This window comes from uncultured Dialister sp., assembly GCF_937959425.1.
Lineage (GTDB): Bacteria > Bacillota > Negativicutes > Veillonellales > Dialisteraceae > Dialister.
Window position 1 is genome coordinate 13,039 of the sequence record NZ_CALGPS010000104.1, and the last position, 11,971, is coordinate 25,009.

Annotated in this window: 12 protein-coding genes; 9 read left to right on the top strand and 3 right to left on the bottom strand. The window is 49.4% G+C overall.

Features of this window, described 5'->3' with window-relative positions; all coding sequences use genetic code 11:
- From Q0482_RS04320 to Q0482_RS04360, 9 genes are all read left to right on the top strand, one after another.
- Positions 1 to 768 carry a ribonuclease HII gene (locus Q0482_RS04320; RefSeq protein WP_299143824.1) on the top strand — a complete coding sequence of 256 codons (768 nt, stop codon included), beginning with the start codon at positions 1 to 3 and terminating at the stop codon, positions 766 to 768.
- Between the two features lie 576 nt (positions 769 to 1,344).
- The gene (locus Q0482_RS04325) at positions 1,345 to 1,962 is read left to right on the top strand and encodes a bifunctional precorrin-2 dehydrogenase/sirohydrochlorin ferrochelatase (protein ID WP_299143931.1); all 618 of its coding nucleotides are present in this window, start codon (positions 1,345 to 1,347) and stop codon (positions 1,960 to 1,962) included.
- Positions 1,931 to 3,214: a glutamyl-tRNA reductase gene (hemA, locus tag Q0482_RS04330; RefSeq protein ID WP_299143827.1), complete on the top strand. Its 1,284-nt coding sequence runs from the start codon at positions 1,931 to 1,933 to the stop codon at positions 3,212 to 3,214. The genes Q0482_RS04325 and hemA overlap by 32 nt, the downstream gene beginning before the upstream one ends.
- Entirely contained in the window at positions 3,204 to 4,133 is a 930-nt protein-coding gene (gene hemC / locus Q0482_RS04335; protein WP_299143830.1) for a hydroxymethylbilane synthase, read from the top strand. Before hemA ends, hemC begins: the two co-directional genes overlap by 11 nt.
- A 20-nt stretch (positions 4,134 to 4,153) precedes the next feature.
- On the top strand, positions 4,154 to 5,674 hold the full coding sequence (cobA, locus tag Q0482_RS04340; RefSeq protein WP_299143833.1) for a uroporphyrinogen-III C-methyltransferase: 1,521 nt from the start codon (positions 4,154 to 4,156) through the stop codon (positions 5,672 to 5,674).
- Positions 5,671 to 6,657: a porphobilinogen synthase gene (gene hemB / locus Q0482_RS04345; RefSeq protein WP_299143835.1), complete on the top strand. Its 987-nt coding sequence runs from the start codon at positions 5,671 to 5,673 to the stop codon at positions 6,655 to 6,657. Before cobA ends, hemB begins: the two co-directional genes overlap by 4 nt.
- Positions 6,654 to 7,955, top strand: coding sequence for a glutamate-1-semialdehyde 2,1-aminomutase (hemL, locus tag Q0482_RS04350; RefSeq protein WP_299143934.1), 1,302 nt, complete (start codon positions 6,654 to 6,656; stop codon positions 7,953 to 7,955). The genes hemB and hemL overlap by 4 nt, the downstream gene beginning before the upstream one ends.
- 180 nt (positions 7,956 to 8,135) lie before the next feature.
- Complete coding sequence (locus Q0482_RS04355) at positions 8,136 to 8,624, top strand: ferritin (RefSeq protein ID WP_299143838.1); 489 nt, start codon at positions 8,136 to 8,138, stop codon at positions 8,622 to 8,624.
- Between the two features lie 161 nt (positions 8,625 to 8,785).
- Complete coding sequence (locus Q0482_RS04360) at positions 8,786 to 9,883, top strand: glycosyltransferase (RefSeq protein WP_299143841.1); 1,098 nt, start codon at positions 8,786 to 8,788, stop codon at positions 9,881 to 9,883.
- 72 nt (positions 9,884 to 9,955) lie between these two features.
- Here Q0482_RS04360 and Q0482_RS04365 read toward each other — a convergent pair whose 3' ends face one another.
- The 3 genes from Q0482_RS04365 to Q0482_RS04375 are packed head-to-tail and all read right to left on the bottom strand — an operon-like array spanning position 9,956 to position 11,801.
- Positions 9,956 to 11,071: a sodium ion-translocating decarboxylase subunit beta gene (locus Q0482_RS04365; protein ID WP_366517984.1), complete on the bottom strand. Its 1,116-nt coding sequence runs from the start codon at positions 11,069 to 11,071 to the stop codon at positions 9,956 to 9,958.
- 17 nt (positions 11,072 to 11,088) lie between these two features.
- Complete coding sequence (locus Q0482_RS04370) at positions 11,089 to 11,241, bottom strand: hypothetical protein (protein ID WP_291057545.1); 153 nt, start codon at positions 11,239 to 11,241, stop codon at positions 11,089 to 11,091.
- Entirely contained in the window at positions 11,238 to 11,801 is a 564-nt protein-coding gene (locus tag Q0482_RS04375; protein ID WP_299143847.1) for a hypothetical protein, read from the bottom strand. Before Q0482_RS04375 ends, Q0482_RS04370 begins: the two co-directional genes overlap by 4 nt.
- Between the last annotated feature and the right edge of the window lie 170 nt (positions 11,802 to 11,971).

The window sequence follows — 11,971 nt, forward strand, 5'->3', positions numbered from 1 at the left end:
ATGAAAATCGCAGAAATCAGGGATATCCTAAGGCAGGATGATGTGCCGGACGAAGTCATGAAGGAAATCCTGGCAGATTCCCGTAAAGGGGTGCAGCAGCTTGTTTCTTCCTATATGCGCCGTCTGGAGCGGGAAAGCAGGGAAAGGCTGCGGGTAGAATCTCTTTATGAGGTGGAAAGTGAATTCTACAAGCGGGGACTTACCTATGTGGCAGGGATTGATGAAGTGGGAAGAGGCCCCCTGGCCGGTCCGGTAACCGTGGCAGCGGTGATATTGAAGCCCCACTGGTTTGCGGAAGGTTTGAATGATTCCAAAAAGGTAACGCCGAAGCACAGAGAAATACTGGCAGAAAAGATTCATAAGGAAGCGGTGGATGTGTCCATTGTCAGTCTGCCGCCGGAGGAAATTGATGCATTGAATATTTATCAGGCAACCATGACGGCCATGTACCAGGCTGTAAGAAATCTTCATGTAAAGCCTGATGCGGTTATTGTAGATGCTATGCCTCTTCATTTTCCATTTCCTACGGTATCCATGGTTCATGGCGATGCCAGGAGTGCTTCGGTGGCCGCCGCCTCCATAGCAGCCAAGGTATACAGGGATCACCTTATGGATGAGTATGATAAAAAATATCCCGGCTATGGCTTTTCCCAAAACAAAGGGTACGGCACGGCAGAACACATCGAGGCCCTTCACCGGCTTGGCATTACACCTATTCACAGGAAAAGCTTTGAGCCTGTAAAAACCATGATTTACGAAGGATGGTAAGAAGGACAGGGAATTCTGCTGAACTGTGCAGGGGGTGGGAGAACCTTCACCGGAGACTGAAAAATAGCAGGGCAGGTGCAGGCCATCGTCCCATGGTTGATGAGGATGTGCCCTGTGAGGATATCGCTATCCCGGCGAATACAGGATAATCTGCCCTTCTCCAGTCCTGCACATATATTAGGGAAGCACTGATTAATTCATAGAGTCTGCTTTTATAAGAATTTTTATGCACTGCTTCGTCATAGGACTCCTTAAATAGTTCGCTATTCGCGTCGTCCTATTCCTTACATTGCATAAAAATTCAAGAATAAAAGCAGACAGTGATTTAATCAGCGCTTCCCTAGAAATGCTCAATCATAAATGGGAAGTGTATGAAACTTTATAATTAAATGCAATAAGAATGAGATAAAATTATTATTTTATATACCAGCATTAGAACTCTCTTTTAAAGCCCTGCTTTTGTTGTCACTGGACTGTTAGAGTGTTACAATTTTAATTGTGGTATAAGATAGCATTTTTCTTATTCTGCAGTTCATTTATATGGGAGGTTTCTTTTTGTATCCTGTCAATCTGCATATGAAGGGGGTTCCCTGTCTGGTGATTGGGGGAGGGCATATTGCTCTCCGAAAGGTAAGGAAGCTTCTTTTGGAAGGCGCAGAGGTGACTGTTCTTTCTCCGGAAATCTGCGTGGAGCTTGAACAGTACTTCAGGGAAAAGCGTATTTTCTGGAAGAAGGCTATGTACCGGCAGGGGGATACCCGAGAGTATCGATTTGTGGTGACTGCCTGCGGCATCAGGAACGTGGCGGAAGAGGTTCATCAGGAATCTCTCCAAAGGTCTTTCTTATATAATGCAGCGGATTTCCCGTCCCTTGGAAACTGTTCGCTTCCGGCTGCCTTTGAAACAGGGGGGATTCACTTTGCCGTTTCCACTGATGGCCGTTCACCGGCCATGGCAAAATATGTGAAGAATTGGCTGAAGGGAAAGATTCCTCCTTCTTTTGGTGCCTGGCTGGACCGGGTGGCAGAGCTCCGGATGGAGCTGAAGAAAGAGGTCGGCGAAAGCAGATTGCGGGAAAATTTTTGGCATGTTGTTTTTGATGATGAGATTATGAATCTTGTGATTTCAGGGAAATTAGACGAAGCAGAGGAGCGTGTGCGTCATGCAGTTGGTTGTATTAGGTCTGAATCATAAAACGGTTTCCGTAGATATAAGGGAACAGTTTGCGATTTCCGAGGAAAGTGCCAGAAGTGGTCTCCGCCATCTGGATGGAGAGGAAGGCATTGAGGAGGCGGTGGTTCTTTCCACCTGCAACAGAACCGAAATTTATGCAGTATTAAAGGATGCGAGTGCTAAAAAAACACTGGAAAAATTCTTCCTTGCCCTTTCCGGAAACAGTGAGGCAAAGAAGGAGTATTTCTTCTATTTTGAAGGAGAAGCCTGCATCCGTCATCTCTTTGAGGTGGCATCGGGGCTGGACTCCATGGTGATTGGCGAAAGCCAGATTTTAAACCAGATCAAGACGGCCTACACCATGGCTCTTTCTGAGAAGGCTACAAAGACCATTCTGAACACCCTTTTCCATCGGGCTATTACTACCGGTAAAAGGGTACGCACGGAAACCCGTATTTCCTACAGCGCCGTGTCTGTGAGCTATGCAGCGGTAAAGCTGGCTGAAAAAATCCTGGGAGGTCTGGATGACCGGACAGCCATGGTATTCGGCGCCGGCGAAGCAGCAGAACTTCTTGTGAAGAACCTCATGGGCAAAGGGCTTAAAAAGGTGATTGTAACCAACCGCCACATGGATAAGGCGGAAGATTTGGCTGCAAAGATTCATGGTGAGGCCGTTCCTTTCCACAGTGCCCTGTCCCATGCAGATGATGTGGATATTATCGTTACTGCCACCGGTGCATCCCAGTACATTGTAAAGGCCTGGGATGTTAGAAATCTCATGATGCGCCGTGGAAACCGCCCGCTGGTGGCCATTGATATTGCAGTGCCCTGCGACATTGAACCGGAAGTAGGCAGTATCCGCAACGTGACCCTCTATAACATCGACGATCTGCAGGAAATCGTGGCCAATAACATCCGCTTCCGCAAAGAGGAAGCACAGCGGGCTGAAGTGATCGTACAGGAAGAAATCCAATCTATTGAAGACCGGTTCAAATACCTGAGCACCCGTCCTGTCATGGTTTCCCTGTCCGACAAAGCAGAAGAAATCAGGCAGAGGGAGCTCCGCCATGGTCTGGCGAAAATCGAAGGACTGACGGATGAGGACATTAAGGTCCTTTCCCACATGACCCACATGATTGTGCGTAAGATTCTGCGCGAACCTATGATTCACCTCAATGAATATGCCGGTACGGAATGGGAATCGGAAGATAAGTCCGCCGTAGCCCGCCTGTTCAAGCTGGATGTAAGAAAGGGGCAGGAACTTGAAAAATAAAATCACCATTGCCACCAGAGAAAGCCTTCTGGCTCTCTGGCAGGCCCATTATGTAGAAAACCGTTTGAAGGAGAAGTATCCGGGACTTGTGGTGGAGCTTCTTCCTGTAACCACAAAGGGGGACCAGATTCTTGACCGCCCGCTGGTGGAAATCGGTGGCAAAGGGCTTTTTATCAAGGAACTGGAAGTGATTCTTCTGGAAGGAAAAGCAGATATTGCAGTCCATTCCCTGAAGGATATGACTGCAGAGTGCCCCAAGGGACTCACCATTGCGGCGGTCACCAAAAGAGAAGACCCAAGAGATGCCTTCGTTTCCAACAAATATAAATCTCTGGCGGAACTCCCTTCCGGCGCCAGGGTAGGCACCTCCAGTCTTCGCAGGCAGGCCCAGCTTCTTCATGAACGGCCTGATCTTGTAATCCGTTCTCTTCGCGGCAATGTGCAGACCCGTCTCCGTCATCTGGATGAGGAAGACTTTGATGCCGTCATCCTGGCAGCTGCCGGATTGAAGCGTCTGGGACTGGCAGAGCGCATTACCGCCTATATTTCTACGGAAGACAGCATTCCTGCTGCCGGACAGGGAGTCATGGCGGTGGAAGCCAGAAGTGATGACAGGGAAACGCTGGAACTCCTGACCTTCCTCCACAATCATGAAGTGGCTTCCTGCATTCGTGCAGAACGGGCCTTCCTGGCCAGGGTAGGCGGTGACTGCAAGGTGCCGGCAGGCATTTATGCCGTGCCCGGTGAGAAAGACAGAATTCAGGTGGAGGCTTTCATCGCTTCTCCTGATGGAAAGAAACTTTACCGCGGAAAGACAGAAGGCTCCATTGCCAAAGCTGAAGAGCTGGGAAGCGATATAGCCGGCAGGCTTTTGGATGAAGGCGGACGGGACATTCTTGAAAAGCTGCAGAAAATATAATTGAAGTGAGGAGATTTTTCATGAAAAAAGGGAAAGTGTATTTAATCGGCGCAGGCCCGGGAGATCCGGAACTTCTGACACTGAAAGGGAAGCGGTGCCTGGAAGAAGCGGATATCATCGTAGGTGACTATCTGGCGGACAGGCGGCTCCTTCGCTATGCCCGGCCGGATGCAGAATATGTGTATGTAGGCAAGAAAGCCGGCTGCCATACCATGAAGCAGCATGAAATCAGCCTTCTTCTGGCGAAAAAGGGAAAGGAAGGAAAGATTGTGGCCCGTCTCAAAGGCGGAGATCCTTTCGTTTTTGGCAGAGGAGGAGAGGAAATCGAGGTACTCCGCGAAGCGGGCGTTGATTTTGAAGAAGTGCCAGGCATTACCAGTGCCATTGCGGCTCCCGCCTATGCAGGCATTCCGGTCACCCATCGCGGCGTGGCCGCTTCCTTTGCGGTGATTACGGGCCATGAGGATCCTACCAAGGATAAGTCCTCCATTCACTGGGATAAGCTGGCCGGCGGCGTGGATACCCTGATTTTCCTCATGGGCGTAGGCCATACTGCTCTCATTGCATCCCAGCTCATGAAATACGGCAGAAGCGCCGACACACCGGCCGCTTTTGTGCGCTGGGGCACCCGTCCCTATCAGGAAACCTATACCACTACCCTTGGAAAGGCGGCAGAGGATGTTAAAAAAATGGGGATCAAGCCGCCGGCAGTCTTTGTAGTTGGAAATGTGGTTAATCTGCGCAGCGAAATGCGCTGGTTTGATAACCGGCCCCTCTTTGGAAAACGGATTATCGTCACCCGCTCCCGGAGCCAGGCGTCCCGTCTGGTGGATGTGCTGGACCAAAAGGGTGCGGAGACTATGGAAATTCCAACCATTGCCATTAAAGGCCCTTCCGATGATTTCAAAGGCATGGACGAAGCACTGGATCGTCTTGAAATGTATGACTGGCTTATCTTCACCAGCCAGAACGGTGTGGATTCTTTCTTCCGCCGCCTTTATGAATCGGGGAAGGATACCCGTGCCCTGGGGCACATGAAAATCGGTGCTATCGGACCGGCTACGGCCCGCCAGCTGACCCGTCACGGTCTCCATGCAGACTGCGTGCCGAAGGAATACAAAGCTGAAAACCTGCTGGCAGAGATGAAGCCTCTGCTGAAGGGCTATGAAAAGGTTCTCATTCCCAGAGCCAAAGTGGCCAGAAGCGTCCTCCCTGAAGGGCTTCGGAATCTGGGGTGCCGGGTGGATGTGGCGGAAGCCTATCGCACCGAACCGGACACGGCCCATCGGGAAGAGCTGCTGGAAGTTCTCCAAAATCACGGCGCCGACATCATTACCTTTACCAGTTCCTCCACCGTATACAATCTCATGAACCAGATCGACGGAAAGACGGAACTTCTGGAGGGAGTTACACTGGCGTGCATCGGACCTATTACAGCTGCTACATGCCGTAAATATCATTTAGAACCATCCATCATTTCTGATGTCTATACGATTGATGGCCTTGTCAATGCAATTGAAAAAGGAGTCGAAAAGAAATGAAATTAAACACACTTCGTCCAAGAAGATTGAGAAAAACGGAAGCTATCCGCTCCATGGTCAGAGAAAACTCTCTGGAACTGAACGATTTCGTCTATCCTATTTTCGTTGTTCCCGGTACCAATATTAAGGAAGAAATCCCCAGTATGCCCGGACAGTACCATCTTTCTGTAGATAATGCGGTTAAAGTGGCAGAAGAAATTTACAAGCTGGGCATTCCGGCAGTGGAAGTATTCGGACTCCCTGAATATAAAGATGATATCGGCTCCTCTGCCTGGGATATGACAAGCCCTGTGCAGCGTGCCATCCGCGCTATTAAGAAAGCGGTGCCGGACCTTGTTATTGTTGGGGATGTCTGCCTCTGCCAGTACACAAAGAGCGGCCACTGCGGTCAGCTGAAAGGCCATGAAGTGGATAACGACCCCACCCTGGAACTTCTGGCTAAAGTAGCACTGTCCCAGGCTGAATGTGGCGCTGACATTGTGGCTCCCTCGGATATGATGGACGGCCGTGTGGCAAAGATCCGCGAAACACTGGATGCCAATGATCTCCACGATGTATCCATTATGTCCTATGCCGTGAAATACGCTTCCGGCTATTACGGACCCTTCCGTGATGCAGCTGACTCTGCTCCCCAGTTCGGCGACCGCAGAGGCTACCAGATGGATCCTGCCAACAGCCGGGAAGCCATGAAGGAAGTGGACTTGGATATGGAAGAAGGAGCCGACATTATTATGGTGAAACCGGCCCTGGCTTATCTGGATATTGTTCGTCAGGTAAGGGATCATATCAACCGTCCTGTGGCTACCTACAACGTATCCGGCGAGTATGCCATGGTCAAAGCAGCGGCTGCCAAAGGCTGGATTGATGAGAAGAGAATCGTTATGGAATCCCTCCTCTGCATGAAACGGGCCGGCGCAGATATCATTATTTCCTACCATGCTCCTGATGTGGCTAAATGGATGAAGGAGGAGGCAGGGAAATGATCGACCTTACCAAGTCCAAAGTCGCCTTCGAAGAAGCAAGAAAATACATGCCCGGTGGAGTGAACAGTCCTGTCCGCTCCTATCCCCACATGGGATGCCCGCCGCCCTTCATCAGGGAAGCCCACGGTTCCCATATTACCGATATTGACGGAAATACGTACATTGACTACGTAGGCTCCTGGGGGCCCATGGTGCTGGGCCATGCCCATCCGGCGGTGATTAAAGCCATCCAGAAAGCAGCGGAAAGAAGCACCAGCTATGGTGCTCCTACACTGATGGAGACGGAAATCGCAGAACTGATTCACCAGGTGTATCCCTCCATTGAAAAAATGCGTATGGTCAACTCCGGTACTGAAGCTACCATGAGCGCCTTAAGAGCTGCCCGGGGCTATACGGGAAGAGATAAAATCCTGAAATTTGAAGGCTGCTACCATGGTCATGGGGACAGCCTTCTGGTGAAAGCCGGCTCCGGCGCTGCCACCTTCGGCAGTCCTGACAGTGCAGGCGTTACAAAGGGAACGGCCCAGGACACCCTGGTAGTTCCCTATAACGACATTCCTGCCTTTACAAAGATGATGGACGAAAAGGGTGATGAAATCGCTGCTGTCATTGTGGAACCGGTAGCAGGCAATATGTGCTGCGTACCGCCGGTGGAAGGTTTCCTGGAAACCCTCCGCAAAGAAACGGAAAAACACGGCACCGTCCTTATTTTCGATGAAGTGATGTGCGGCTTCCGTACCTCCTTCCACGGTGCCCAGGCCCGTTACCATATTCATCCCGATATGACCTGCCTTGGCAAAATTATCGGTGGCGGACTTCCGGCAGCAGCTTACGGCGGCAGAAGGGAAATTATGAACTGCATTGCGCCTGACGGTTCTGTTTATCAGGCAGGCACCCTGTCCGGGAACCCCCTGGCAGTAACGGCAGGCATCGAAACCCTGAAGCAGATGATGGCCATTCCGGACTTCGACAAAATTCTGGAAAAGAAAACGAAAGACCTCCTTGCAGGCTGGAAACAGGCTGCGGACAAAGCAGGTGTACCTCTTGTATGCCATCAGTCCGGTTCCATGTTCGGTATTTTCTTCTCCGACAAAGATGTCCTTAACTATAAGGATGCCTGTGAAGCCGATGCAGCCCGGTTCAAAGCCTGGTTCCTTTCCATGCTTGACCAGCACATCTATCTGGCACCTTCTCCCTTTGAAACACTCTTCATGTCCTATGCCCACAGTGACGAAGACATTGAAAAGACCATCAAGGCAGCAGAAAAAGCCATGGAAAAAGCGGCAGAAGTCAAATAAAATTGTAAAACGCGGCATTCTCAAAAAGGAATGCCGCGTTTTTTATATCATAGCCGTTGATGGGTGTATAAAAAATATTTTTAATTCCCTTTACTTCGATAAATCTCTATGCTATAATATAAATATCGAAGGGGTTCGATGATGAACTCTAAAATGTGTGGACGAAAAGGAGAGATTCTTATGAAATTATCTGAAAAACTCTTAAAAGCACTGAATCAGCAGATCAATATGGAACTTGCTTCCGGTTATTTATATCGCGCCATGTCCCATGACATGAAGAACCTTGCTCTTAACGGCTATGCTAAATGGCTGGACAAGCAGTATGAAGAAGAAAGAGAACATGCTTTCAAAATCATTGCCTATGTGGAAGACAGAGATGGAGTTGTAGACTTTGACTCCGTAGAGGGTGTAAAGAAACATTACGACAATCCTCTGGATGTGGCTAAGGATTCCCTGGCCCATGAAGAAGCGGTTTCTGAATCCATCCGCAGCCTCTTCAAGATGGCTCGTGAAGAAGGAGACCTGGAAACCGAAGTATTCCTCCAGTGGTTTATTACTGAACAGATTGAAGAAGAAGTGAATGCCCGTGACAATGTGGCAGGCTTTGAAAAGGCTAAAGGCTGCGAAGGACTGCTCTTCATGTTCGATGCTCATCTGGGAAATCGCTGATTTCAACAATAAAAAATACCTCCTTTGCGGGAGGTATTTTTTTATTGTTGTCAGGGAAGCACTGATACCGCTGGGGACTTACTTTTCTTTCATCGAAATGTACACGCCTGCCGCCGGCTATGATATAATTTATGGGTAGAGTAAAGAAAAGGGGTACTGCCATGTGGGACAAACCGCGTAAGTTTATTATTTTGACAGCCAGCATAGGAACCGGACACAGCCAGGCAGCCAGAGCCATTGCGGAGGCCATCCAGTCTACCCATCCCTCCGACTCCGTCAGCGTTCTTGATTTCGTTTCCAATAATAAACTGTCGGTGGATCACATCATTAAAGATACCTATCTGAAAATGATCGATGTATTTCCTTCCATGTATGACCATTTGTACAGCGATTCCCAAAACAGCCAGTTTGGGAAAGCATCCCAGTACATGCTTTCTCTCACCTTTAAAAGGCGAATGAAAAATCTGGTGAGCACACTGAAGCCGGACGCCGTGATTTTCACCCATCCTTTTCCTGCAGGGGCAGCGGATCTGTTGAAGGCAGAGGGGAAAATCAGTGTACCCCTCCTTGGCGTAATTACGGACTTTGATATTCATCAGCTCTGGGTGGATCATCATCTGGATGGATTCTGCGTGGCCACTCCCGATTTAAAAACACTTATGGAGAGCTATGATGTACCGGGCTATATGATCCATGTCACCGGCATTCCGGTACGCCGCTCTTTTTATGAGAAGGCTGCCCAAAAGAAGCCTTTTGAAAAAGGAGCGGTTCTTGTGATGGGCGGCGGTCTGGGGCTTGGAAATGTGGTGGATAATATTATCCGGCTCGATGAAGTGGAGGAAATCTCCAAATTTATCGTCATTACCGGGAAAAATATCGACCTTTACGAAAAAGTAGCGGCTCTTTCCGATAAACTTCACCATCCCGTAGAGCTGCACAGCTATACCAATAAGGTGGCTGAAATCATGGCCAGAAGTGAAATCCTCGTGACCAAGCCGGGGGCTCTGACCTGTACGGAAGCTATGGTGATGCACCTTCCCATGGTTCTTGTCAATACGCTGCCCGGGCAGGAAAGGGCCAATGCCCTTCACATGAAGAAGCAGGGCTGTGCGGAATGGGTGAAGAGAGGAGAACTGGCGGAAACGGCACGCCGTATTTTAAGAAATCCGGATGTCAGGAGCCGGATGGCTGCCTCCTGCGGCGATGTCCATCCTGACAGCGCACGGGATGTGGTGAAAGTTCTCTATGATTTATTATGAAATATAGCAGTCAAAAAGCATTGAGGAAATGGTTTATTTCTTCAATGCTTTTTATATCTTCAATGTATTTGATTATTTTGCCAGGAGAGCCAGCATAATGCCGCCGGAAATGGCGGTACCGAATACGCCGGAAAGGTTCGGCCCCATGGCATGCATGAGGAGGAAAATCCTTCTGTTTTCTCTCTGTCCCACCAGGTGGGATACCCGGGCGGCAATGGGAACGGAGGCGATACCGGCAGAGCCGATAAGAGGGTTAATCCGTCCGCCGGAAAGACGGTTCATGATTTTGGCACAAACTACGCCGGAGCCGGTGCCGAAGGCAAAGGCGATAAGGCCAAGGGCGATGATGAGGATGGTGCTTCCGGTGAGAAAGGTATCTGCTGCCATGGTGGAGCCGATGGCTACGGTAAGTACCAGGGTGACAATGTTCAGCAGGGCGTTGGAAGCAGTTTCTGCCAGTTTGGTCACTGCCAGGCACTCACGGAGCAGATTTCCCAGCATAAGCATGGTAATGAGCGGTGCCACCGGCGGCAGGAACAGATTGACTATGAAAGCCATGACAATGGGAAAGGCGATTTTTTCAAGCCGGGATACAAAGCGGGGCTGTTTCATCATCACGTTTCTTTCTTCTTTCGTGGTGAGAAGCTTCATAATAGGCGGCTGGATGAGGGGCATGAGGGCCATATAGGAATAGGCAGCTACGGAAATCTGTGGCAGCAGGTGGGGAGCCAGTTTCATGGTAGTGTAAATGGCCATGGGGCCGTCGGCGCCGCCGATAATACCGATGGAAGCAGCTTCTCCCAGGTTGAAGCCCAGAAGCTGGGCTCCGATGAGGGCTACGAAAATGCCCAGATGGGCAGCAGCACCAAGGATGACAAGGCTGGGATTGGCAATCATGGGGCCGAAGTCCGTCATGGCGCCTACGCCCAGAAAAATGAGGGGAGGAAGGATGAGTTTTTCCACTCCCTGGTAGGCATACCAGAAAAGGCCGCCGTCAGAAGTGAGGGTTGAACCGGGCACATTAGCCACAATGCAGGAAAAACCGATGCCCACCAGCAGGAAGGGTTCGTATTTCTTTACAATGCCCAGGTACAGCAGTACCAGGCCTGCGGTAATCATGATAAGATTTCCCAGAGACAGGTCAGAAAGGCCGGTCTGGTAAAAAAGCTCTGTTAAGAGGGTGCTCATGAGAGAATCCATGAAAGTCAGTCCTTTCGTTCAGAAATGCTTCCCAGCTTATTGAGAAGGGGAAAGAAGTGGAGCACCACTCCGATGAAGGAAATAAAAATGAAGCTGAGGAAGAAATCAATCACTGAAAGAATCAGTGCGCCTGTTAAATTATCCGGTAATGTCATCATATGTTCATGTTCCTGATCTGCTCGTTTGCCTGACGGATGAGGAGCAGTCTTGTCCTTTCTTCTGCTTTATCCAGCACGGTTTTCTTCAGAACGATGGAACGCTTTAAAAGTCCATGCCCGATTTCACCCTGTTCATCCCAGGCCTTGATGGAAAGAGTGACATCCCTGTCGGTGATGGCAATGATGGAAGCGTGTACGGTGACCGTCATGCCCAGGCTGGAAGGAGCGGTGTGAACGAAATTAATGGAAAGGCCGATACTGGCGTATTCTTCAGGAAGGTAGGGGTCAATGGCTTCAATGGAAGCGTCGATGGCCCAGTGAATGAGGCGGGGTGTGGCAAGAAGATTTTTAAAATCATTGGAATAGTTGTCTGCCGCGTCTTCATGTGAGATGACCCTGGTGGCCATGGCATTCTGTCCCACAGACAGGAAATCGGAAATATTGATAGCAGGAGTATCCATAAAATTGTCCTTTCTCTTAAAGAGGGAAGAGGTACCATCTTCCCTCACCGGGAAAAGTCCCGGGTCTTTGCATTTGCTGGCATGATTATAGCCTGCCAATTGATAGAAAAATAATACAAAAATAAGCACTATTAATGCACTATATACTATAATATAGATAGTAAATTATAATTATTAAGTTATAGAAACGCCCATAAAAAATAAATGGGAGTTCGATAGAAACTGAAAAAACTCAGAATCCAGTCTCATAGATTAAAATATATGCATTT